The organism is Streptomyces sp. NPDC093149 (assembly GCF_044754145.1).
Classification (GTDB): domain Bacteria; phylum Actinomycetota; class Actinomycetes; order Streptomycetales; family Streptomycetaceae; genus Streptomyces.
On sequence record NZ_JBIVON010000001.1, the window covers coordinates 254,720 to 276,304 of the forward strand.

21 protein-coding genes are annotated in these 21,585 nt (G+C 72.1%); 9 read left to right on the forward strand and 12 right to left on the reverse strand.

What is annotated here, in order from left to right; genetic code table 11:
• The first annotated feature begins 209 nt into the window (after positions 1 to 209).
• Together ACIQCZ_RS01285 and ACIQCZ_RS01290 are read left to right on the forward strand one after the other, a co-directional pair.
• Positions 210 to 791: an isochorismatase family protein gene (locus tag ACIQCZ_RS01285; RefSeq protein WP_376284656.1), complete on the forward strand. Its 582-nt coding sequence runs from the start codon at positions 210 to 212 to the stop codon at positions 789 to 791.
• 153 nt (positions 792 to 944) lie between these two features.
• On the forward strand, positions 945 to 1,601 hold the full coding sequence (locus ACIQCZ_RS01290; RefSeq protein ID WP_402278570.1) for a hypothetical protein: 657 nt from the start codon (positions 945 to 947) through the stop codon (positions 1,599 to 1,601).
• Positions 1,602 to 1,701: 100 nt separating this feature from the next.
• On the opposite strand, the gene ACIQCZ_RS01295 is transcribed toward ACIQCZ_RS01290, so the two are convergent.
• Positions 1,702 to 2,493: a class I SAM-dependent methyltransferase gene (locus tag ACIQCZ_RS01295; protein WP_402278572.1), complete on the reverse strand. Its 792-nt coding sequence runs from the start codon at positions 2,491 to 2,493 to the stop codon at positions 1,702 to 1,704.
• A 442-nt stretch (positions 2,494 to 2,935) separates the two neighbouring features.
• Between ACIQCZ_RS01295 and ACIQCZ_RS01300 the strand changes: the two genes are divergently transcribed.
• Positions 2,936 to 3,574: a TetR/AcrR family transcriptional regulator gene (locus ACIQCZ_RS01300; protein WP_402278574.1), complete on the forward strand. Its 639-nt coding sequence runs from the start codon at positions 2,936 to 2,938 to the stop codon at positions 3,572 to 3,574.
• 168 nt (positions 3,575 to 3,742) lie between these two features.
• On the opposite strand, the gene ACIQCZ_RS01305 is transcribed toward ACIQCZ_RS01300, so the two are convergent.
• Entirely contained in the window at positions 3,743 to 4,429 is a 687-nt protein-coding gene (locus tag ACIQCZ_RS01305) for a GDSL-type esterase/lipase family protein (protein ID WP_402278576.1), read from the reverse strand.
• 59 nt (positions 4,430 to 4,488) lie between these two features.
• Here ACIQCZ_RS01305 and ACIQCZ_RS01310 point away from each other — a divergent pair, with 59 nt between their 5' ends.
• Positions 4,489 to 5,478, forward strand: coding sequence for a WD40 repeat domain-containing protein (locus tag ACIQCZ_RS01310; RefSeq protein ID WP_402278578.1), 990 nt, complete (start codon positions 4,489 to 4,491; stop codon positions 5,476 to 5,478).
• Positions 5,479 to 5,517: 39 nt separating this feature from the next.
• Here the strand turns inward: ACIQCZ_RS01310 and ACIQCZ_RS01315 are convergent, their stop codons facing one another.
• The gene (locus ACIQCZ_RS01315; RefSeq protein WP_402278580.1) at positions 5,518 to 6,312 is read right to left on the reverse strand and encodes a TetR/AcrR family transcriptional regulator; all 795 of its coding nucleotides are present in this window, start codon (positions 6,310 to 6,312) and stop codon (positions 5,518 to 5,520) included.
• A gap of 94 nt (positions 6,313 to 6,406) precedes the next feature.
• Between ACIQCZ_RS01315 and ACIQCZ_RS01320 the strand changes: the two genes are divergently transcribed.
• From ACIQCZ_RS01320 to ACIQCZ_RS01330, 3 genes are all read left to right on the forward strand, one after another.
• On the forward strand, positions 6,407 to 7,414 hold the full coding sequence (locus ACIQCZ_RS01320) for an ATP-binding cassette domain-containing protein (RefSeq protein WP_402278582.1): 1,008 nt from the start codon (positions 6,407 to 6,409) through the stop codon (positions 7,412 to 7,414).
• Positions 7,411 to 8,238, forward strand: a complete 828-nt coding sequence (locus ACIQCZ_RS01325) for an ABC transporter permease (protein WP_402278584.1) — start codon at positions 7,411 to 7,413, stop codon at positions 8,236 to 8,238. Before ACIQCZ_RS01320 ends, ACIQCZ_RS01325 begins: the two co-directional genes overlap by 4 nt.
• Before the next feature lie 61 nt (positions 8,239 to 8,299).
• Positions 8,300 to 8,815: a GNAT family N-acetyltransferase gene (locus ACIQCZ_RS01330; RefSeq protein ID WP_402278586.1), complete on the forward strand. Its 516-nt coding sequence runs from the start codon at positions 8,300 to 8,302 to the stop codon at positions 8,813 to 8,815.
• Positions 8,816 to 8,837: 22 nt separating this feature from the next.
• Here the strand turns inward: ACIQCZ_RS01330 and ACIQCZ_RS01335 are convergent, their stop codons facing one another.
• The gene (locus ACIQCZ_RS01335) at positions 8,838 to 10,268 is read right to left on the reverse strand and encodes an amidase (RefSeq protein WP_402278588.1); all 1,431 of its coding nucleotides are present in this window, start codon (positions 10,266 to 10,268) and stop codon (positions 8,838 to 8,840) included.
• A gap of 163 nt (positions 10,269 to 10,431) precedes the next feature.
• Between ACIQCZ_RS01335 and ACIQCZ_RS01340 the strand changes: the two genes are divergently transcribed.
• Positions 10,432 to 10,833: a DUF4259 domain-containing protein gene (locus ACIQCZ_RS01340; protein ID WP_402278590.1), complete on the forward strand. Its 402-nt coding sequence runs from the start codon at positions 10,432 to 10,434 to the stop codon at positions 10,831 to 10,833.
• On the opposite strand, the gene ACIQCZ_RS01345 is transcribed toward ACIQCZ_RS01340, so the two are convergent.
• From ACIQCZ_RS01345 to ACIQCZ_RS01380, 8 genes are all read right to left on the reverse strand, one after another.
• Positions 10,834 to 11,445 carry a Uma2 family endonuclease gene (locus tag ACIQCZ_RS01345; RefSeq protein WP_402278592.1) on the reverse strand — a complete coding sequence of 204 codons (612 nt, stop codon included), beginning with the start codon at positions 11,443 to 11,445 and terminating at the stop codon, positions 10,834 to 10,836. It lies immediately after the preceding gene.
• A 144-nt stretch (positions 11,446 to 11,589) separates the two neighbouring features.
• On the reverse strand, positions 11,590 to 12,708 hold the full coding sequence (gene serC / locus ACIQCZ_RS01350) for a phosphoserine transaminase (RefSeq protein WP_402278594.1): 1,119 nt from the start codon (positions 12,706 to 12,708) through the stop codon (positions 11,590 to 11,592).
• A gap of 118 nt (positions 12,709 to 12,826) precedes the next feature.
• A complete protein-coding gene (locus ACIQCZ_RS01355; protein ID WP_402278596.1) occupies positions 12,827 to 14,035 on the reverse strand; it encodes a cytochrome P450 in 1,209 nt (402 codons plus the stop codon).
• Positions 14,032 to 15,312 carry a cytochrome P450 gene (locus ACIQCZ_RS01360; RefSeq protein WP_402278598.1) on the reverse strand — a complete coding sequence of 427 codons (1,281 nt, stop codon included), beginning with the start codon at positions 15,310 to 15,312 and terminating at the stop codon, positions 14,032 to 14,034. Before ACIQCZ_RS01360 ends, ACIQCZ_RS01355 begins: the two co-directional genes overlap by 4 nt.
• Entirely contained in the window at positions 15,309 to 15,959 is a 651-nt protein-coding gene (locus ACIQCZ_RS01365; protein ID WP_361445812.1) for an ATP/GTP-binding protein, read from the reverse strand. The genes ACIQCZ_RS01360 and ACIQCZ_RS01365 overlap by 4 nt, the downstream gene beginning before the upstream one ends.
• Positions 15,940 to 16,302 (reverse strand): DUF742 domain-containing protein, encoded by a 363-nt coding sequence (locus ACIQCZ_RS01370; protein WP_351072405.1) that lies wholly within the window; start codon positions 16,300 to 16,302, stop codon positions 15,940 to 15,942. The genes ACIQCZ_RS01365 and ACIQCZ_RS01370 overlap by 20 nt, the downstream gene beginning before the upstream one ends.
• Positions 16,299 to 16,739, reverse strand: a complete 441-nt coding sequence (locus ACIQCZ_RS01375) for a roadblock/LC7 domain-containing protein (RefSeq protein ID WP_365691168.1) — start codon at positions 16,737 to 16,739, stop codon at positions 16,299 to 16,301. Before ACIQCZ_RS01375 ends, ACIQCZ_RS01370 begins: the two co-directional genes overlap by 4 nt.
• Positions 16,736 to 18,223 carry an ATP-binding protein gene (locus ACIQCZ_RS01380; protein WP_402278601.1) on the reverse strand — a complete coding sequence of 496 codons (1,488 nt, stop codon included), beginning with the start codon at positions 18,221 to 18,223 and terminating at the stop codon, positions 16,736 to 16,738. The genes ACIQCZ_RS01375 and ACIQCZ_RS01380 overlap by 4 nt, the downstream gene beginning before the upstream one ends.
• 271 nt (positions 18,224 to 18,494) lie before the next feature.
• Here ACIQCZ_RS01380 and ACIQCZ_RS01385 point away from each other — a divergent pair, with 271 nt between their 5' ends.
• Complete coding sequence (locus tag ACIQCZ_RS01385; RefSeq protein WP_402278603.1) at positions 18,495 to 21,335, forward strand: FAD-binding and (Fe-S)-binding domain-containing protein; 2,841 nt, start codon at positions 18,495 to 18,497, stop codon at positions 21,333 to 21,335.
• Positions 21,336 to 21,585: the final 250 nt, after the last annotated feature.

Here is a 21,585-nt window from a genome sequence, read left to right on the forward strand (position 1 = left end):
TGGGCCGCCTCGCCCGCTGACCGGTTCGCTGCTGGGCCGCCTCGCCCGCTGACCGGTTCGCTGCTGGGCCGCCTCGCCCGCTGACCGGTTCGCTGCTGGGCCGCCTCGCCCGCTGACCGGTTCGCTGCTCGGCCGCCTCGCCCGCTGACCGGCCCCCCACGCCGGAAAATCACGTGGAGTCGGGCGCCACGGGCGGACATGATGGCGCGATGACCCATCTTGGTGTGCCCGTGGAGGCCCTGCTCGTCGTGGACGTCCAGTCGGCCGCGGTCTCCGGCGACAGGGCTGTTCCGGAGGCGGCCCGGCTCGTGGACCGGACGGCGGACCTGATCGCACGGGCCCGCAGGAGCGGGGCGCTCGTCGTCCACATCCAGAACGACGGGGCGCCGGGGACGGGCGACGAGGCGCATACGCCGGGCTGGGAACTCCATCATCCCGTCGAGGCCGGTCCCACCGAGGTCGTGATCCGCAAGACCGAGGACGACGGCTTCGACGGGACCGCGCTGGGGGACCTGTTGACCGACTCGGGGATACGAGCACTCGCCATCTGCGGTGTGATGTCCGAGATGTGTGTCCAGGCGACGGCCCGTACCGCCCTGGCGCTGGGGTACCGGGTCGTCATGCCGCACGACGCCCACGCGACGCACGACATCCCGGCTGCACCCGGCATCAGTGACGCGGTTCCGGCCGCCGTGGTCTCACGCGTCGCCGAATGGGCCCTCGGCAGCGGGAACGAGGTCGTCGCTCACGCCGCGGACGTCGTCTTCACCGCGCCGCCCGGCCGCCGTTGAGGCTTCAAGGTACTTGTCTGCAAAGGGAGTTCGCTGCTCAGAGCCTTGTGCGGGACCGTGACCGGACGGACGGCCCGTCCCGGGAACCGCGGCGCTCGGTCCTGTCGTCCTGACGTGCGCGCCACACCCACATGCACACACTCAAGGAGCAGCATGAGCGTCAACGGCAGCACGCGGTCCCTGGGCGGCAGCCGGAGCACCGATTCCTCGTCGCGGCGCGGTTCTCGTAGGGCTCTTCCGGACTGCGCGAAGGCGGTCCTCGCCCTCGCGCTCGTCCTGGGGGCCGCCACCGCCTGCAGCCAGTCGTCCGGCGGCGGCGGGACCCACGTGGCCAAGGACTGGAAGGTCGGAGACTGCGCCGGGCCCGACAGCGCCGGGTCGAAGGACGCCTACCAGGCCATGGGCTGCGACGACTCCAAGGCGACGATCAAGGCTCTCGAAATCAAGGACGGTGCCATCTTCTCCGACTCCATCCAGTGCCCGCCCGGGACGGACGCGATCATCTCGGTGAAGGTCTCCTTCGGCTCGGGAGACGCCAGTGCCGGCATCCCCAGCAAGACCATCTGCGGACGCAACCTCTCCGGCGACCACCCCGGTGACCCGGGACAGGGCGGCGGTCAGTTGGTGAAGGGCGACTGCGTGGACGACCAGGCCAAGGAGGTCGCCTGCGGCAGCGGGGGCAGCGGTGTGGCCAAGGTGCTCGCCCTGACGAAGACGAAGGCCGAATGCCCGTCCGGGACCGACGAGCCCCTGGAACTGTTCCCGAGTCCGGGCCGCCCGTACAACACGATCTGCACCACCCGGGCCTGACGGCCCGCGGCCGGGCACGCCCCGTCCGCCTCTCCCGTCCCCGGGAACACCACGGCCGGTGAAGCCCGCGCTTCACCGGCCGTGCGGCGTCCGGGGGACTTCATGCCGCCGGGGGCCGACCGCTGCCCGTCCCGGCGGCCGGGCCACGGCGCCCACCGTCACCGCGGAACAGGGCCGTCCAGAGGAACGGCTCGCCGAAGTGCGGGGACTCGGGCGGTTCGTCGCGCATGCGGCGGAGTTCGAGCTCCGTCAGATCGCCGAAGATCAGGCGCAGCGACTCGGGCGTGTAGGCCAGGCCGCCGTGGAGGCTGTCGGCCCGGTCGTAGAAGGCGGCGTCGGGGAGTTCGGAGCCCATGCCCGTCCCGCCGGCCGCGAAGCAGGTGAGGGCGAAGTGGCCGCCGGGGGCCAGGGACCTGTCCAGGAGGGCGAGGTAGCTGATGCGGCGGTGCGGCGGCAGATGGTGGAAGCAGCCGGAGTCGTAGATCAGGTCGTACGGGCCGCTCAGCTCGGTCGCCGCGAGCGCGAAGGCGTCGCCGCGATGGAACCGGATGTCCGCCCCCGCATCGCGGGCGCGGTCCCCGGCCCACGCGAGGGCCGCCGGGGACAGGTCCACCGCGTCGACCTCGAAGCCCAGGGCGGCGAGATGAAGGGCGTTGCGGCCCGGACCGCAGCCCAGGTCCAGGGCGCGTCCCGGGGCGATCAGGCCGCGTTCGACGTACGAGACGAGGTTCTCGTCGGGCTTCGCCACGAAGAACGGAACGGGCTTCGTCCGGTCCGCGTAGAAGCTGTCCCACCATGAGGCCCCGTCCGCCGTCCACCGGTCGGCCTCCCGGGTGAAAAGGCTGTCCAGGAGGTTGAGCACGTCATCCACCGTACGTATGTTCCGGTCCATACGGATCCCCTTTCCAGGAGGGGAAATCGTAGATCCGCAAGGCGGTGCGCCCCGGTTCGCGAGGTGTCGGCCGAGGTCTCCCGCGGGTGCCTGGCGGCCCAGGACGAATGGCGAGGCAACCGCCCCTCGTGTCCGGCCCCTTCGGGCGTGCCGTCGTCGGTGAGGGGGCGCGAAGAGGGTGGTTCCGGGTCCGCCGGGGGGTGTTTCTTCGGTGGTTTCCCTGTCGCGTCCGTGCGTTGGCCGAGAGCGACCGCTCGGTCGCGGGCAGCGGTCCGGGCATCTCCCGGAGTCCAAAATTCAGACCGTAGCAGCAACGGTTCGATGGGCAATCGGACTTGACCGAGGTGTTGTCCTGCGCGTGGTCGAGGGCGTGGCGGAGACCCCGCCGGCGGCGCGGAGCGTGGAGAGTGGGGGCAGCGGTACGGACGACGAAGGAGGACCGATGGTGGGTGTCGTGGCGAACCAGCGGAGCAGGGTGGCCGGGCAGGCCGTGGAGGGGCCGGGGGCGCGGGACCGACTCCTGCGGGCCGGACGCCAGTTGTTCGCCGCGTACGGGTACGCGCACACGAGCATCGAGGACCTGTGCGAGCAGGCGAAGGTGCCCGTCCACATCTTCCAGCAGGAGTTCGTCTCGCGGGAGGTGCTCCTGATGGCGATCTACGACGAGGTGGCGACCTACGGGCTGCGCGCCGCCGAGAACGCCCTGATGGCCGAGGGCATGGAGGACTGCCCGACGGCGGAACGGGTCCGGCTGCTCTTCGACGCCTATGTGAAGGCGGTCACCGAGGACCCGTGCGCGGCCAGGGTGGCCTTCGTCGAGGCGCTGGGGGTCAGCCGGGAGGTGGACAACCACCTCGGGACCTGGCGGGCCATGTGGATCGAGTTCCTGACCTCCGAGGCCGAGCGTGCCGTGCGCCGCGGCGAGGCGGTACCGAGCGACCATCACGTGACCGTCACCGTGCTGAACCACTCGGTGGACGAGCTCATGGCCCACCACGGCCGCCGCCCCCGCCAGGTCAACGCCGAGTGGCTGACCGATGAGCTGACCCGGCTCTCGCTGGCCATGATCCTGCCGTCCTGACACACCTCGTTGCCGGGACGGCAATCGCGGGCGGCGAACAAGGGCGGCTCGGACGAGGACGCGGAGCACGCGGGGCGTTCGGCCGGCAGGGTGAGCGGATGCACGTCCGGGCCGGGCCCTCGGCGCGGTGGGACACCGGCGGCGAGGCGCGGTGGCGGCGGACAGGCCCTACGGGAGGGCCGTGTACGGGCCGCCCAGACCCCATGCCTGGTGCATCGCGTCGGCGAACGCCGCCGCCAGCCTGTGTTCGCCGGTGGGGCCGGGGTGCGTGCCGTCGTACGTGTCCCGGTGGATGTCGTACCCCGGCGGGCGGGAGGCCAGCAGGATCGGGGACATCGGGTCGTCGAGGTCGGCGACGGCCTTCGCGAGGAGTTCGTTGAAGTGGTCGCACTCGGCGGCGAACGGCGCGTCCGACTCGGCCCGTATGTTCGGTATCACCGGCAGCAGCACCATCTTGACGTGCGGGTTCGCGGTGCGGGCCGCCGCGAGGAACGCCCTTGCGTTCAGGGCGGTCTGGCCACTGTCCGTATAGAACCCGAGGTCTATCAGGCCGAGCGAGACGAGCAGGACGTCCGTGCGGTGCTCGCTGACGGTGTCGGCGATCACCGGGGCCATGTGCAGCCAGCCCTCGCCCCAGCCGGCCAGATGGGCACGGGCCCCGACCGGGAAGTCCGGTGCGCCGTACGCGTACGAGACGGGGGTGTTCGTCCCGGTGTCGTACAGCTCGCTGCGCGGGCCGACGATCTCGAACGGGGTGCCGAGAACGGAATCCAGGTGCTGCCACATCCGGTAGCGCCAGGTGAAGTCGCCGGCGCGGCCGATCGTCATGGAATCGCCGACAAACGTGAAACGCATGGCGTCATCATCGCGGATCACTCCTGCGGCCTGCGACGTGACGATGGACACTTGGGTCCATGCGTTCGTACCTGACTGTGTCCGGAGCCGCCGTGCTGCTTCTCCTCGCGGGGGCGGCTCCCGCGACGGCCGGAGACGGAGCCGACCGGAGCTTCACGATCGAGGACCCCAGGATCACCGAGTCCAGCGGCCTCGCGGCCAGCCGCACCCACCCCGGCGTCTACTGGACGCACAACGACAGCGACGACGGGCCGTACGTCTACGCCGTCGACTCCCGCACCGGGAAGACCGTCGCGACGATCACCATGCGGGGGGTGGGCCGGCCGCGCGACGTGGAGGCCATCTCGCTGGGGCCCGACGGCAATCTGTACGTCGGTGACATCGGCGACAACCTGAACGGCAGCTGGGACCACGTCTGGATCTACGGCTTCCCGGAGCCGAAGCAGCTCAAGGACGCCACGGTCCACGCCACGCAGTTCGACGTGAAGTACGCCGACGGTCCGCGCAACGCCGAGGCGCTGATGGTCCACCCCACGACCGGGCGCGTCTACATCGCCTCGAAGAACGAGGACGGCGGCGGGCTGTACGAGGGCCCCGCGAAGCTCACCACCGGTGCCACCAACGTCTTCCGGCGCGTGGGGGAGGTGCCGTGGGTGACGGACGGCGCCTTCTCGCCGGACGGCAAGGAACTGGTGCTGCGCTCGTACTTCAGCGCCCGTGCCTACGCCTTCGGGAACGGCAGGCTCGGCGCCGACCACGCGGTCCGGGCGCCGCTCCAGCGGCAGGCAGAGTCGGTGACGTACACGGCGGACGGCTCGGCGCTGATGTTCGGCTCGGAGGGGGAGCGGAGCGATGTGGTGCGGGTGGACGTGCAGAGCGACGGGGGCGGCGGCGGGGGCACGTCGCCGTCGAAGGGGGGTGGCGGCGCGTCCTCGTCCGCCGCCGGCGGGAGCGGCGACGGGACGAAGGGCAGCACCCTGGTCGGAGCGCTGGTGCTCGCCGCCGTGGGAGCGCTCGTCCTCATGAGACGGCGCCGTGGCCGCGGCTGACCGACGGCCGGTCTCCCGTGTGTGAGGCCCGGCCCCGCGTCAGCCCCCGGCGCGCCGCTCGACGAGCACGTCGAAGCCGTCGAGCAGCCGTTGCAGGCCGAACGCGAAGTGGTCGACGTCGTAGCTGAACGCGTCCTCGGAGAGCGCCGCCATCAGCGGATAGTCGCCGCTCCTCATGGCCCGCTCCAGGTAGGGGCGCTGGTCCTCCCAGAAGGCGTCATTGCTCAGCCCGGTCTGCTGCACGGCCTCGGTGGCCTGGAGCCGGGTGCGGGCGATGCCCTCCACGAAGCTGTTGACCGTGATGATCGTCGAGATCAGCTCCCGGTCGGTCAGACCCATGCCCCTGATGCGGGCGAGGGCCAGTTCGAGACCCCGCAGGGCGCTGGGGCCGAGGACCGTGCGCGCCTGGTTGATCTTGAGCAGCCAGGGGTGGCGGCTCAACTGTTCCAGGTAGGTGCGCGCCATGGTGTCGAGGGCGGCGCGCCAGTCGGCCGGGGCGTCCAACGGGGCGTCCGACGGGGCGTCGGCCAGAGGTTCGCCCAGGACGTGGTCGAGCATCAGGTCCAGCAGTTCGGCCTTGCCCGGGACGTACCGGTAGAGCGACATCGTGCCGGTGCCCAGATCGGTGGAGAGCCGGCGCATCGAGAGGGCGTCCAGGCCCTCCGCGTCGGCGATCGACACGGCGGCGGTGACGATCCGGCCGAGCGTGAGAGCCGGTTTGGGGCCGCGGCTGGGCCGGTCGCCGGTTCCCCAGAGGAGCTCCAGGCTGCGCCCGATGTCGCCGCTGCCGGCCGTCGTCCCGTCCGCCCCACCCGCTGAACCGTTCTTCGTCATGGGCTCAGCGTAAGCCTGTGGACAAGAATTGGGTACGGTGTACTCTCTTTTGGGTACAGCGTACTCAGTTCATTGTGGAGAAGGGGGTTCTGCCATGGGTGCGAGCGGATATGCCGTACGTGCCGCGGGAGTCGTGAAGCGGTACGCACCCGAGCGCGGCGGGCGGAAGGGCGGCGGGGGGAAGAGAGCTCTCGACGGGTTGGACCTGGCCGTCCGGCCCGGCACCGTGCACGGGTTGCTCGGACCCAACGGGGCGGGCAAGACCACTGCCGTACGCGTCCTGTCGACGCTGCTGCGGTTCGACGCCGGGCGGGCCGAGGTCGCCGGGCTTGACGTGCTGCGCGAACCCCGCCTCGTACGCACCAGGATCGGGCTCACCGGGCAGTACGCCGCCGTCGACGAGATCCTGACCGGGCGGCAGAACCTGGAGATGTTCGGGCGCCTCTTCCACCTGGGCGGCCCGCGGGCCCGGCGGCGGGCCGCGGAACTGCTGGACCGGTTCGATCTGCGCGACGCCGCCGACGAGGGGGTCAAGGGGTACAGCGGCGGAATGCGACGCCGTCTCGACCTGGCGGCATCGATGATCCTCGCCCCCCAGGTGCTGTTCCTGGACGAGCCGACGACCGGGCTCGATCCGCGCGGACGGGGCGAAGTCTGGGAGAGCGTAAGGGCGTTGGTGGCCGAGGGTACGACGGTGGTGCTCACCACCCAGTACCTGGACGAGGCCGACCGGCTCGCCTCGCGCATCACCGTCATGGACCGGGGCCGGGCCATCGCCGACGACACCCCGGACGGGCTGAAGAACCGGGTGGGAGGCGACCGGATCGAGGTCGTCCCGGCCGAGACGGCCGACCTGCCCGCGGTCGTCAAGGCCGTGGAACGGGTCGCCGACACCGGTTTCGTCGTCTCCGACGAAGCGACCCGCCGTGTCCACGCCCGGGTCGCCGACCGCGTCGCCGCGCTCACCGATGTCGCGCGCACCCTCCAGGACGAAGGCATCGAGGCCGAGGACATCGGGCTGCGCAGACCGAGCCTCGACGATGTGTTCCTCGCGCTGACCGGACACCGTACCCGGATGCTCGAAGAGGAGGTGGCGGTGTGACCGCGCTCGCTCCGCACCCGGTCGGCCCCGCACGTGGCCGACTCCACTGGGCGCTCGCCGACAGCTGGAACGTCACCCGGCGCAGCCTCACCCACTACCGGCGCCAACCGATGGCGATCGTCTGGCAGTTGGGCTTCCCGATCCTTTCCGTGCTGCTGTACGGATATGTCTTCGGCAGTGCCATGAAGGTGCCCGGGGGCGGCGACTACCGGGAGTTCCTGATGCCGGGCATGTTCGCCACGACCATGGCCATGGGTTTCATGAACACTGCCATGGCCATGGTGACCGACGTAGGCAAGGGCGTCGTGGACCGATTCCGCTCCATGCCGATGGCGCCTTCCGCCGTCTCAGCCGGACGCGGCCTCGCCGATCTGCTCGTCGCCGGCGCCGAGTTGACGATTCTCGCGGCGACCGCCCTGGCGATCGGCTGGCGGGCCGACGGCGGCCCGGCCGCCGCCGTCGGCGCGTTCGGACTGCTTCTGCTGCTCCGGTTCAGCCTGATCTGGGTCGGTGTCTGGCTGGGGCTCCTGATCCCGAACGCGGAGTCGGCGGGCGGCCTGTACGCGATCGCGTTCCCGGTCACGATGATCTCCAGCGCCCTGGTCGCCCCCTCCTTGATGCCGGGCCCGCTGGGCACCCTGGCCGCCTGGAACCCGATCTCGTCGACCGTCACGGCAAGCCGCGAGCTCTTCGGCAATCCGGTGGCGGGGGGCGGCACCTGGGTCGAGGAACACGCCCTGCTGATGGCGGTGGTGTGGCCGATCGCACTGACCGCGGTGTTCCTGCCGGCTGCGGTGCACCGGTTCTGGCGACTGAGCCGCTGAGCGACTGCCCGACGACCGGCGCACACAGGCCGGACGGCCCGCGCGCATAGGATCGGGCGCCATGACGAACCGCGGGCCCGAACCCTTCTCCACCGAGCGGCTCGACGTCCTGCCCCTGCGGGTCGGGCACGCGGACGAGATGGCGGCCGTGCTGGCCGACCCGGCCCTGCACACGTACACCGGCGGCGCCCCGGAGAGCGCCGCTGAACTGCGGGTCCGCTACGCACGCCGGGCCGCCGGTTCGCCGGATCCCGGGGTGGCGTGGTGGAACTGGGTGCTGCGGGTACGGGACGAGGGCTGCCTGGCCGGTTACGTACAGGCGACGGTGCACGCACGGGACGCGGAGGCGGAGATCGCCTGGGTGATCGGGACGCGGTGGCAGGGGCGGGGATACGCCAAGGAGGCGGCGGCGGGGCTGGTGGCCCGTCTGACGGGAACGGGAGCGGTGCGGACCGTCTTCGCCCATGTCCGTCCGGACCACACCGCGTCCGCCGCCGTGGCCGCCGCCGCCGGACTGGTGCCGACGCAGGCGTGGTGCGACGGCGAACGGCGCTGGGAACGGGGCGGGGCGGGCTGAGCGCGCGCCCTCGCCCCGTGGGTCAGCCGTCCGAAGCGGCCAGCAGGCGTTCCATGCGATGGGCGACGGCCAGCAGATGCTCGTCGCCGCCGACGCGGCCGATCAACTGCACCCCGAGAGGGAGTCCGTCCGCGTCCCGGTGGCCCGGGACCGCCACGGCCGGCAGCCCCAGCATCTGCCAGGGCCGGCTGAAGACCGGGGAGCCGGTGGCGGCCAGGCCCGCGGGGGCGGGGCCGGTGGCGGCCGGGGCGAGGAGGGCGTCCGCCGACTCCAACAGTGCCTGGAGACGGCGGCGCTGTGCGGCCGCGTGGTCCAGCGCCGCCAGATAGTCGAGCCGCGAGACACGGTGGCCGTCCTCGACGAGCCGGCGGAGAGGGGCGCTGAGGGGCTGCTCGCCGGGGGGACCGGCGGGGGGCCCTGCCGCGTACGCATCGGATGCGGCGCGTGTGTCGTCCGTGGTGTGCGTGGTGCTCAGGGCGCCCGCGTCGTACTCGGTGGCGAGGGCGCGGGCGGCCTCGTACGCCATGACCGTGGTGTGGGTCCGCACGAGCTCGGCGAGATCCGCGTCGATCGCCAGCTCACGCACCTCGGCCCCGGCGGCGAGGAGCGTGAGGCGGGTGTCCTCCATCGCCCGGTCCATGGCCCCGTCGGTGGGGTGGAATCCGTACGCGGTCCGATCCGGCACGCCGGGGCCCGTGCCGGAGCAGATCAGGACCACGGGGCGCGGGACGTCCGGCAGGGCCGCGTCCCGGCTGTGCGCGGCGCGGCCGAGCAGGGCGGCACGGGCCAGGGCGAGGTCCTCGACCGTCCGGGTCAGCAGGCCGAGCGAGTCGAGCGTGTGGCTGAGTCCGGCGATGCCCGTGAGCGGAAAGGCGCCCGGCGTGGCGACATGGCCCGCGGTGCCGCAGTACGCGGCCGGGCGGATGGTCGACGCGGCGGTCTGGGTGCCGAGGGCGAGCGGGACCATGCGGTCGGCGACGGCCGCGGCCGAACCGCTGGAGGACCCGCCGGGCGTGTGGTGCGGGGCGTGCGGGTTCGCGGTCCGGCCGGGGGTGAAGTACGCGAACTCGGTGGTCACCGTCTTGCCGACGAGCACCGCGCCGGACGCGCGCAGCCTGGCCACGCACCAGGCGTCCCGGTCGGGGCGGTGGCCCCGGTGGCGGGGCGAGCCGTAACCGGTGGGCTGGTCGGCGGTGTCGATGATGTCCTTCACACCCACCGGAACACCGTGCAGGAGACCTTGACGGGGGCCGTCGTCCAGCAGGCGGGCCCGTCGTACGGCGGCGTTCCGGTCGAGATGTTCCCAGGCCCCGACCACCGGCTCGCGGGCGTCGATCCGGTCGAGGCAGTCGGCGAGCAGTGCGGTCGCGGTCAGTTCGCCGGACTCCAGGGCGCGGACCGCCCGGGTGAGGCTGAACTCGTGCGGCGGGACGGTGGTGGCGGACGGCGGCACGGGCGTGGCCTTCCTGGGACGGGGGCGGGGCGGGGGGCCGGTGTGCGGGCCGCCGTGGTGCGGCGGGCCGGCTGACCCGGCCTTCGTTGTCAGTGGTGGCTGTGAGGATGGTGTCCGCCGGTGGAACCCACTGGCGGACACCGCCATTTGCTGAGGGGACCTCATGGGCACCTGGGACACCGGTCATTTCGACAACGACACTGCCGCGGACTTCTCGGGAAACCTGGATGCCGTTCCCGAGACCGAGCGGGAAGCGGTCATCCGCAAGGTTCTGGACGTCGCGATCGCGGCGGACTACCTGGACAGCGACGAGGGCGAGGAAGCGGTCGCGGCGGCCGCGCTGGTCGGCTCCCAGTGCCCGGGGGGAGAGGCGGTGACCACCGCGTACGGCCCTGACAAGGTGCTGCCCACTCTGTCGACGGACCTGCGTCCCCTCGCGGTGAGGGCCCTCGACGCGGTGCTGGGCGAATCCTCGGAGCTGCGCGAGCTGTGGGACGACGCAGGGGACAAGGAGTGGGCGGCGGGTGTTACCCGGCTCAGGAAGGTGCTGGCGGCGGCCGGTTGATCAGGTACGGCGACGTCCGGCCCGGATGAGCTCGGCGACATCGAGCGTCACCGGCGCGCCGATCGAATCGGGCAGTGCGACCGTCTGCCCGGGGGCGTACACCTGATGGCTGTCGTAACCGCCGCCCATGGGCTCGGTCAGGACATGCACCCGGCCGTGCTTGCGGTCGACGATCACGTAGACCGGGATCTTGGCCTCCGCGTAGGCGGCGACCTTGTTGCGCAGGTCGTTGTTGTAGTTGCTGGAGGTGACTTCCAGCACGAGGCGGAAGACGGCCGGGTCGTAGCAGTTGTTCTCGGCCGGATGCTCGTCGAGATCGGCGTCGACGACCGCAAGGTCGGGGATGGCGTAGTCCTCGGGGCCACCGGGGAGCCACAGGCCGATGCCTTGGAGGACCTTGGTCTCCTCACCGTGGATCCCTGCGGCAAGGAAGGGAATCATGAGCGTGGTCAGCGCATTGGCGTGCGGGCCGTCCGGGGATGGGGCCACGGTGATGACGCCTCCGATGATCTCGACGCGGTAACCCGGGTTCTGCTCCGCGAGCCTGTTGGCCGTTTCGAGCAGCGATTCCGGCTCACCGTCACAGGGGTGCTCGACTGCTGCTGCAGACATTGCGGGCCTCCTGAAGGGGTGATGTCGAGGCCATCATCGTAGGACGGTCCGACCGCAATCGCCCGGAAGCCGTTCCGCCACCCGGTCGAGTGAACGAGAAGGGCCCCGCGCGCCGGCGCGGGGCCCTTCTCGTGTGCGTACGCGTTACAGCTTCTCGATCACGTAGTCGATGCAGGCCGTCAGCGCCTGGATGTCCGCCGGGTCGATCGCCGGGAACATCGCCACGCGCAGCTGGTTGCGGCCCAGCTTGCGGTACGGCTCGGTGTCGACGATGCCGTTGGCGCGCAGCGCCTTGGCGACGGCCGAGGCGTCGATCTCGTCCGCGAAGTCGATCGTGCCGATGACCTGCGAGCGCTTCGCCGGGTCGGTGACGAACGGGGTCGCGTACTTCGACTCCTCGGCCCAGCCGTACAGGTTCCGCGCCGAGGCGGCCGTGCGGCCGGTGGTGAAGTCCAGGCCGCCCTGGGTGTTCATCCAGGTCAGCTGCTCGTTCAGGAGGAACAGCGTGGCCAGGGCCGGGGTGTTGTACGTCTGGTTCTTCAGGGAGTTGTCGATCGCCGTGGGCAGCGAGAAGAACTCCGGGATGTGGCGGCCGGAGGCGTGGATGCGCGCGGCGCGCTCCAGGGCCGCCGGGGAGAAGACACCGATCCAGAGACCGCCGTCGGAGGCGAAGGACTTCTGCGGGGCGAAGTAGTAGACGTCCGACTCGGTGATGTCGACCGGCAGGCCGCCCGCGCCGGAGGTGGCGTCCACCAGGACCAGGGAGCCCTCGTCGGCGCCCGCGACGCGCTTGACCGGTGCGGCGACACCGGTCGAGGTCTCGTTGTGGGTGAAGGCGTAGACGTCGACGCCCGCCTCGGCCCGCGGGTCCGGGTGGGTGCCGGGGTCGGAGGCGATCACGGTCGGGTCGGCCAGCCACGGGGCGAGCTTGGCGGCCTTCGCGAACTTCGACGAGAACTCGCCGAAGTTGAGGTGCTGGGACTTCGTCTCGATGAGCCCGTGCGTCGCGATGTCCCAGAAGGCGGTCGAGCCGCCGTTGCCCAGGATCACCTCGTAGCCCTCGGGGAGGGAGAAGAGGTCGCGCACACCCTGACGCACCGCGCCGACCAGGTTCTTGACCGGGGCCTGGCGATGGGACGTACCGAGAAGAGACGTACCGGTGGCGGCCAGCGCGTCGAGCGCCTCCGTCCGCACCTTGGAAGGACCGGCGCCGAAGCGTCCGTCGGCGGGCTTGATGTCAGCGGGAATCTGGATATCGGCCACGAACCGGAGCGTAGTGCCTCATGGACACGGTCGAGGACCGTGTCCGTCGGATGAGACACCCGCTCCGGTGCGTGGACGGCGTGCGCGCCGGTCCGTGGACCGCGTGACGGGGGCGGGGTCAGCCCAGTTCCACCGGCAGCTCGTGGAGGTCGTTCTGGGTGACGATCGGCTTGTTCCGCAGCTCGGACGCGGGGACGGCGAGTTCCAGCTCCGGGAACCGCTCGTACAGCGCGGGCAGGGCCACCCCCGCCTCCAGCCGGGAGAGTGCCGCTCCCGGGCAGACGTGCGGACCGTGGCCGAAAGCGATGTGCCGGTTGGGGGAGCGGGTGATGTCGAAGTCGCCGGCGGTCGGTCCGTGCTGCGCCTCGTCGCGGCCGAGCGCGCCGAAGGAGACGATCAGCGCCTCGCCCTTCGGCAGGACCTTGTCGCCGACCTCGACGTCCTCCGTGGCGAACCGGATCAGGACGTGGGACGTGGGAGTGTTCCAGCGCAGGGTCTCCTCGATCACGTTCTCCCACGGCACCTCACCGTTCAGCACCTGCTTGCGCTGCTCGGGGTGGGTCTGGAGCGCGACGACCGCGTTCACGATCAGGCTGATCGTGGTCTCGTGGCCGGCCGCGATGATCAGCTGCAGGGTGTTGACGATCTCCTCGTCGGTGAGGTGGTCGCCGTCCTCGGAGGCCGCGATCAGGGCGCTGGTGAGGTCGTCGCCCGGTTCGGCCCGCTTGGAGTCGACGATCTTCGTGAAGAGCGCGCCGAGGTCCGCCATCATCTGCGGGACCTCCTCGGGCGGCGTCTGCGTCGAGAAGAACTTCTCGAAGAGCTCCTTCAGCCGCGGGTGGTCCGCGCTGTCCACGCCCATCAGTTCGCTGATCACGTTCATCGGCAGCGGATACGCGAACTCCGCCTTCAGGTCGACCGCCTCGCCCTCGGGCAGCGCGGCCAGCCGGTCCAGGCTCGCCGTGGTCAGCGCCTCGATGCCGGCCCGCAGCCGCTCCACCCGCTTCACCGTCAGTGCCTGTGCGACCAGGGTGCGCAGCCGGCGGTGGTCCGCGCCGTCCACGGTGAGCATGGAGCGTCCCGGGTTGGCGAGGCCGATCAGCGGCCAGTCCATCGGTATCTCGCCGCGCTGCCAGGCGCTCCAGACGTCGATGTCCTTCACGATCCGGCTGTCGGTGAGCAGCTGGCGGGCCTCCGCGTGGTGGGTGACGGCGTAGCAGTGCACCCCGCCGGGCAGTTCCACCTCGGCGAGCGGGCCGGCCGCGCGCAGCCGGGCGCTCTCGCCGTCGAGGTCGGTGACGAAGGGGTCGAGCGCGATCCGGGTCATCTCTTGCCTCCGGTGGCGGTTTTGGGGGTGGTTCCGAGGGCCGGGGTGGGGGTGAAGACCACCGGCAGGTCCGTCAGTCCGCGCAGCCACGGGGACGGGCGGCGGGTGAGCTGTTCGGCGGGGACGGCGAGGTCGATGTCCGGGAGCCGGTCCAGCAGCACCTCGATGCCGGTGCGGGCGATGACCTCGGCGGTCTCCTGGGCGGGGAACGGGCAGCGGTGCTCGCCGTGGCCGAAGGAGAGGAACGCGTTGTTGCCGCCGGTGAGCGCGGAGCCGTCGGTGCGGACCTGCGGGTCCGCGTTGGCGGCCTGGATGCCCAGCAGCAGCAGGTCGCCCGCCTCGATGTGGCGCCCGCCGAGGTGGGTGTCGCGCGAGGCCCAGCGGCCCGCGACGTTCTGGGTCGGGGTGTCCTCCCAGAGCACCTCGTTCATGGCCTCGGCGACGCTGTGCCGGCCACCCGAGAGGGAGGCGGCGAACCGGTCGTCGGTGAGCATGAGCCGCAGCGAGTTGCCGATCCAGTCGGCGGTCGGCTGGTGGCCCGCGGCCATCATGACCATCAGGTCCTGGGCCACCTCCTCGTCGGTGAAGCCGCCGCGGTCGGCGATCATCCGCGAGGCGACGTCGTCGCCGGGCACGGCGTGCTTGTCGGCCAGCAACTGGAACATGGACGAGGCGAGGTGCTGCTGACCGGCCAGCGCCCGCTCCCGGCCGTCGATCATGTCGTTGAGGGAGCCCACGAGCGCCGCGCCGACGGCGTCGCTGAAGCCGTAGATCTTCGCCAGCACGAGGGCGGGGAGCAGCATCGCGTACTCGGCGATGATCTCAGTGCCGCCCGTGGAGCAGAACCGGTCGACGAGTCCGTCGGCGAACTCCTCGGCGTACCGCTTCAGCGCGAACGGATCGACGGACTCCAGCGCGTTGCTGATCATCGCGGCGCGCTCGGTGTGCCGGGGGCCGACCGTGTAGAGGATCGACGGCTGCTTGCGGCCGATCATCGGCAGCAGCGGCCAGTCGTCGGGGATGCGTTCCCACTGGTTCCACAGGTCGGAGTCCCGGCTGAACAGCACCGGGTCGGCGGTGACCTGGTGCAGTTCGCGGTAGCCGAGCACGAGCCAGGCGGGGACGTCGCCGTCGAGGACGACGGGCGCCACGGCCCCGTGGTCGCGGCGCATCTCCCGGTACAGGCGGGTCGGTTCGGTCTGGAACCGTGGGCCGGAGAGCGGCTCGCGGCCCTGGGACACGGGGCAGCCGGAGGCCGGCGCCGGGGGCTGGGTCACGAGGTGGGCTCCGGGGTCTTCTCCGGCGTGATCTCCGGACGGGCGGCGGACGGGGTGGAGACCTTGCCCTGCGAGAGGGCGTGCAGGTACTCGACCAGCGTGATCAGTACGTACTTGCTGGACGAACGGTCCCGGGCGTCGCACTCCACCAGGGGGATGTCGTCCGAGAGGTCGAGCGCCTCCCGTATCTGCTGTTCGGTGTGGAGCGGGCCGCCGAAGTCGTTGCACGCCACGATGAACGGCGTGCCGTGGTGCTCCAGGCGGTCGATCGCGTACCAGGAGTCGGCGAGCCGGCGGGTGTCGACGAGGACGACCGCGCCGAGCGTGCCCGAGAACAGCCGGTCCCACAGGAACCAGAACCGCTCCTGGCCGGGGGCGCCGAAGAGGTACAGCACCGAGCGTTCGTCGAGCGAGATCCGGCCGAAGTCGAAGGCGACGGTCGTGGACGTCTTCGACTGCACGCCGTCGAGGTGGTCGACGGCCTCGCCCGCGCTGGTCATGGTCTCTTCCGTGTTCAGCGGACGGATCTCGCTGACGGAGCGGACCATGGTGGTCTTGCCGACCCCGAAGCCGCCGACGACGACGATCTTCAGTCCGTTGTCGGCCGTCGCCTGCAGGGCGGCACGGTCAGAGGTTGCGGAGTCCAACGAGCACCTGTTCCAGGATGTCGGGGTCGGGGAGCCGGTCCGCGACACGGGCGGTACGGGGGTGGCGGGCGCTGATCCGGCCGGTGTCCAGCAGATCGGACAGCATGATCCGGACGATGCTGACGGGCAGGCCGAGGCCCGCGGCGATCTCCACGACCGCGGTGGGCAGTTGGCACATCCGCAGGATCGTGACGTGCTCCGACTGCATGCCGGGGACCGGCTCGCACTCGGAGACCACCAGCGTCACCAGGTCGAACGCGTCCGAATCGGACCGGCTGCGGCCACCGGTGAGGGTGTACAGCCGGTCCGGGTCGTCGTCCCGGCCGGGGCGGCGGCGGGTCATACGTTCGCTGTCGCGTCGACGGCGGCCGCGGGTGCCGAGGAGGAGCGCGGCGGAGCGCTCAGGTGCTCGCCGAGCTGCTCGACGAGCTCGCTCATGTTGTGCCCGATGAGACCGACGTCGGCCTCGTCGGAGGCGACGACCGCGAGATGGGCGCCCGCGCCCGCCTCGACGATGAACAGCACGCCGCCGTAGAACTCGGCCATGGCGGACCGTACGCCGCCGGTGCCGTCACCGAACTCGACGGACGCGCCGTGCGACAGGCTCTGGATACCGGCCGAGATCGCGGCCAGCTGGTCGGCCTGGTCGACGGAGAGCTCGGGGGTACGGCACAGCTTGAGGCCGTCCCTGGACAGGACGAGGGCATGACGGGTGCCGGGGGTGCGCTCCAGGAGCCCCTCCAGCAGCCAGTTGAGCTTCTCGTCGGTGGTCGCGGTCATCGGGTGTTGCCTTCTTCCGGGTGCGGGGGATTGGGCCGGACAGCCTGGCGGAAGCTGCTGAAGCGGGCTGCCTGTTCCTTGGGGTCGGCGGTACGGGGCGGCGGTGTCGCGCCGGTGCCGTGGGCGTTGGTGCGGGCCTCGGCGGCGGCGAGGGTGCGGCCGCGGGGGCGCTTGGGGAGTCCGCTCTCGCCGAACCGGGGGAGGTTGCGGGTGGTCTCGGACGTGGGGGAGTCCGGGAGCGCGGCGGAGTCCGCCGGTGCCGGGTCCTGCGGGGGCCGGGTGTCGGCCGCGGCGGCCGTCTCGTGGGCGGGCTCCGGCTCGGGGACGGGCTGGGTCACCGGCTGGGTCACCGGCTGGGACGGCACCGGGGCCGGGGCGGCCGGGACCTTCGACGCGGCACGGGTGAGGAGTTCCTGCGGGAGCATCATCAGGGCGCCCGTGCCGCCGCGCGCGGACGGCCGGAACGACACGGTCAGGCCGTGCTTGCGGGCCAGCCGGCCGACGACGGCGAGACCGAGCCGGGTACCGGAGAGCCCCGTCAGGTCCTGGTGCGTGGCCGAAACTGCGCGCTCGGCGCGGCGCAGCTGGACATCGCTCATGACCAGACCGCTGTCCTCGACGGTCAGGACGATGCCGGCCGGCACCTCCTCGACGTACACATGGACCTCGGCCGTGGGCGGTGAGAAGTTGGCCGCGTTGTCAAGGAGTTCGGCGAGCGCGTGCATGACGCCCTCGGCCGCGTGACCGGCGACCGCGACATCGCTGGTCGAGTGGAGGCGTACGCGCTGATAGCCGCTGATCCGGCCCATCGCGCCGCGCAGGATCGACTCCATCACGATCGGCTTCGCCCAGCGCCGACCGGAGCGGGCGCCGGTCAGCACGGCGATCGAGTCGGCGAGGCGGCCGGCCTGGGCGGTGCGGTGGTCCAGGTGGAGCAGATCGCCGAGCACGTCCTCGGCGGCGTGCCGGTGCTCCATCTCGCGCAGGTCCGCGAGCATGCTGGTGGACAGGGCCTGCATGCGGCCCGCGGCGTTGGCGCAGGCGGCGATCGCGGCGGAACGCTCGGTCTCGCTGCGGGCCGCGCGGGCGCCGAGCCGCTCGGTCTCGGCGGTGAGCCGTTCGGTCTCGGCGAGGGCCTGCGCGGCGATCCGCGCCGTCTCGGCCTCCGCGGCGGCCTTGATCCGGGCGGTCTCGGCGGTGAAGCGCTGGCCCTCGGCCGCGGAGGCGGACACGAGCCGGCTGATCTCGCCGGTGAACCGGTGGGTCTCCGCCGTCATACGGGCGCGCAGCCGGTTCGTGGTGGCGCGGGCGTGGGCGGCGGTGGCCACGGCGGCGGACAGCAGCACGGCGGCGGCGCCCGCCCCCCAGGCCAGCGTGGGCCGTACCGAGTCGGGGGCGGCGGCGACCGCCCACACGCACAGGGATCCGGTGACGGCCAGTGAGATCAGCAGGGCCAGTGCGGTCGGCCGGGATGAGGGGCTCAAGTGGAGTCCTTGGAGGCGGACGGGACGAACGGGCGGGCAGGACAGATCTGGACAATTCGTAAGGCACAGGCGAACGCGACAACTGGAGCTGATAATTCCAAGCCAAGTTGTGGTCACTATATGAGAATTGACACTCCCTTTGGGAAGTCCTTGTGGCGTTCTCTGTTACGTATGTGACTACGCGTCCGACGTATTCCGACGTATTGACGTATTCAGGGGAATCGTGCGGCCTCGGGCGGCCGAGTGGCCCGATCAACGGCATCCTGAGCCCATGGCCGCACATCAGAAACCCACGGAACGCGCCGAACTCGCACAGGCCCTGCGCTCCGCGGTCCGCGGAGAGGTCGACTTCGGGCCCACCGCACGGGCCTTGACGACGATGGACGCCTCCAACTACCGCCGCGTACCGCTCGGCGTCGTCGCCCCGCGCGACGCCGACGACGTGGCCGCCGCGCTCGCCGTCTGCCGCGCGCACGCGGTGCCCGTGGTCCCGCGCGGCGGCGGCACCTCCATCGCCGGGCAGTCCACCGGCACCGGGGTCGTCCTCGACCTCACCCGCCACCTGCGCAGGATCGTCGAACTGGACGCCGGGTCCCGCACCGCGGTCGTCCAGCCGGGCGTGGTCCTGGACGATCTGCGCGCCGCCGCCGCCCCGCACGGCCTCACCTTCGGACCCGACCCCTCCACCCACAGCCGCTGCACGCTGGGCGGCATGATCGGCAACAACTCCTGCGGCGCGCACTCGGTCGCCTGGGGCACCACGGCCGACAACGTGCACGCCCTGACCGTGACCCGCTACGGCGGCGACACCCTGCGGCTGGGCCGGGGCGGCGGGCCCGGATTCCCCGCCGGGCTCGTCGGACTCCCCGAACTCGTCGGTGCCGGCCTCGCTCTCCTGCGCACCGGCTTCCCCGCGCTCCCGCGCCGCATCTCCGGGTACGCGCTGGACGCACTCCTGCCGGAGCACGGGGCCGACCTCGCCCGTGCCTTCTGCGGCAGCGAGGGCACGCTCGGCGTGGTGACGGAGGCGTCCGTACGACTGGTCGAGGCGCCGGCGGCCCGCGCGCTCGCCGTACTCGCCTACGCCGACGAGTCCGCCGCCGCCGAGGCCGCCCCCGGCCTGCTCCCCCACCACCCCCTGACCGTGGAGGGCATGGCCGCCGACCTCGTACGGGAACCGGCCGGGCTGCCGCGCGGCGGTGCCTGGCTCTTCGTCGAGACGGGCGGCGCCACCCCGGCCGAGGCACGGGCGCACGCCGAGCGCGTCCTGCGGGCGGCCGACGCGCTGGACGGCGTCGTCGTCACCGACCCGGCCGGACAACGGGCCCTGTGGCGCGTCCGCGAGGACGCGGCCGGCACCGCCACCCGGATGCCCGACGGCACGGAGGCCTGGCCCGGCTGGGAGGACTGCGCCGTACCGCCCGCCCGCCTCGGCCCGTACCTCCGCGACTTCCGCGCCCTGCTCGCCGAGCACGGGCTGCGCGGTACCCCGTACGGACACTTCGGCGAGGGCTGCGTCCACGTCCGGATCGACTTCGACCTGCTGAACCCCGAAGGGGTGGCCCGCTTCCGCCGTTTCTCCGGAGAGCTGGCCGACCTGGTCGTCGCGCACGGCGGATCACTGAGCGGGGAGCACGGTGACGGCCAGGCCCGCGCCGAACTGCTCCCGCGCATGTACGGGGACGAACTGGTCGCTCTCTTCGCCCGGTTCAAGGACATCTGGGACCCGGACGGCGGCATGAACCCCGGCATCCTCGTCCGCCCGGCCCGGCTCGACGAGAACCTCAGGTTCGAGGTGCTGCCGAGGCGCCCGGTGGACGTGGCGTTCGGCTACCCGGACGACGGCGGCGACTTCTCCGCCGCGGTACGCCGGTGCGTGGGCGTCGCCAAGTGCCGTACCGCCCGGCCCGCGGGCGCGGGCGTGATGTGCCCGTCGTTCCGGGTGACCGGCGAGGAGGCCCACTCCACCCGGGGCCGGGCCCGGCTGCTGCACGAGATGCTCGCGGGCGAGGTGATCACGGACGGCTGGCGGAGCGAGGAGGTGCGCGACGCGCTCGACCTGTGCCTCGCCTGCAAGGGCTGCCGCGGCGACTGCCCGGTGGGCGTCGACATGGCCACGTACAAGGCGGAGTTCCTGCACCACCACTACCGGGGGCGGCTGCGCCCGGCCGCCCACTACACGATGGGGCGACTGCCGGGCTGGCTGCGCGTGGCGGCCCCGTTCGCACCCGTCCTGAACGCCCTGGCCCGGATCGGCCCCCTGGCGGCCCTGGCCAAGCGGCTCGCCGGGATCGCGCCGCAGCGCACGATCCCGGTCCTGGCGCGGCAGACGTTCACCCGGTGGCTCGGGCGGCACCGGGGCAGGGGGACGGTGATTCTCTCCGACGATCAGGTGGTCACCGTCTGGCCCGACACCTTCACCGACCACTTCTCGCCCGAGGTGGGGCGGGCGGCGGTGCGGGTCCTGGAGGCCGCGGGCCGCAGAACACTGCTGCCCGGCCGGGGGCTGTGCTGCGGCCTCACCTACGTATCCACGGGCCAGCTGGACAAGGCCCGCAAGGTGATGCGCCGCACCCTGGACCGGATGGACGGCTCCCTCGGGTACCCGCTCGTCGTCCTCGAACCGAGCTGCGCCGCCACTCTCCGCACCGACCTTCCCGAACTCCTCCCCGACGACCCGCGGGCGGCCGAACTCGCAGGTTCGGTCCGGACCTTGGCGCAGTACCTGGAGGAGTACGCCCCCGACTGGCGGCCACCCCGCCTGGACCGCCCGGTCACCGGCCAGACCCACTGCCACCAGCACGCGGTCCTGGGCGACGCGGCGGATCGCCGGCTGCGGGAACGGGCCGGTCTGACGGGCGAGTTGAGCGGTGGATGCTGTGGACTCGCCGGAAACTTCGGCTTCGAGCGGGGCCATTGGGGGGTTTCGGTGGCCTGCGCCGAGGAACAACTGCTGCCGTCGGTGCGTGCCGCGGAGCCCGGCACGGAGGTGCTGGCGGACGGATTCTCCTGCCGGACGCAGCTGGAGCAACTGGGCGGCGTGCGGGCGCGGCACCTGGCGGAGGTGCTGGCGGAGGGGCTGCCGCCGGAATCGGGCACCTCCTGCGGCTGAGGCGTGGGGCGGCCGGAGCCCGAGCTTCGGGAGTCGGGAGCCGGGAGCCGGGTTTCGAGCGGCGGGGAGGGCTTGTTCACTCTTTCGTGGGTGTGGGGAGGGGCCCGGGGCCGGGTCTTGAGCTTCGGGCTTCGGGGGCCGGGTTCCGGGTGTCGGGATTCGAGCGATGTCGTACAACCGGTAGGTGAAAGAAGGGAGTTGGGGAATCCTCCCCGCCCTTCCCGACCTCGTCACGGCCAGCAAGTATGAC

Excerpts from the sequence above, each read along its gene's own strand:
- ACIQCZ_RS01330 (WP_402278586.1), top strand. The coding sequence starts at position 8,300 with ATGACGAACCGCGGGCCCGAACCCTTCTCCACCGAGCGGCTCGACGTC.
- ACIQCZ_RS01370 (WP_351072405.1), bottom strand. The coding sequence starts at position 16,302 with ATGACCCGCCGCCGCCCCGGCCGGGACGACGACCCGGACCGGCTGTAC.
- ACIQCZ_RS01320 (WP_402278582.1), top strand. The coding sequence starts at position 6,407 with ATGGGTGCGAGCGGATATGCCGTACGTGCCGCGGGAGTCGTGAAGCGG.
- ACIQCZ_RS01300 (WP_402278574.1), top strand. The coding sequence starts at position 2,936 with ATGGTGGGTGTCGTGGCGAACCAGCGGAGCAGGGTGGCCGGGCAGGCC.
- ACIQCZ_RS01355 (WP_402278596.1), bottom strand. The coding sequence starts at position 14,035 with ATGACCCGGATCGCGCTCGACCCCTTCGTCACCGACCTCGACGGCGAG.
- ACIQCZ_RS01315 (WP_402278580.1), bottom strand. The coding sequence starts at position 6,312 with ATGACGAAGAACGGTTCAGCGGGTGGGGCGGACGGGACGACGGCCGGC.
- ACIQCZ_RS01295 (WP_402278572.1), bottom strand. The coding sequence starts at position 2,493 with ATGGACCGGAACATACGTACGGTGGATGACGTGCTCAACCTCCTGGAC.
- ACIQCZ_RS01345 (WP_402278592.1), bottom strand. The coding sequence starts at position 11,445 with ATGTCTGCAGCAGCAGTCGAGCACCCCTGTGACGGTGAGCCGGAATCG.
- ACIQCZ_RS01385 (WP_402278603.1), top strand. The coding sequence starts at position 18,495 with ATGGCCGCACATCAGAAACCCACGGAACGCGCCGAACTCGCACAGGCC.
- ACIQCZ_RS01285 (WP_376284656.1), top strand. The coding sequence starts at position 210 with ATGACCCATCTTGGTGTGCCCGTGGAGGCCCTGCTCGTCGTGGACGTC.
- ACIQCZ_RS01305 (WP_402278576.1), bottom strand. The coding sequence starts at position 4,429 with ATGCGTTTCACGTTTGTCGGCGATTCCATGACGATCGGCCGCGCCGGC.
- ACIQCZ_RS01340 (WP_402278590.1), top strand. The coding sequence starts at position 10,432 with ATGGGCACCTGGGACACCGGTCATTTCGACAACGACACTGCCGCGGAC.
- ACIQCZ_RS01310 (WP_402278578.1), top strand. The coding sequence starts at position 4,489 with ATGCGTTCGTACCTGACTGTGTCCGGAGCCGCCGTGCTGCTTCTCCTC.
- ACIQCZ_RS01375 (WP_365691168.1), bottom strand. The coding sequence starts at position 16,739 with ATGACCGCGACCACCGACGAGAAGCTCAACTGGCTGCTGGAGGGGCTC.
- ACIQCZ_RS01290 (WP_402278570.1), top strand. The coding sequence starts at position 945 with ATGAGCGTCAACGGCAGCACGCGGTCCCTGGGCGGCAGCCGGAGCACC.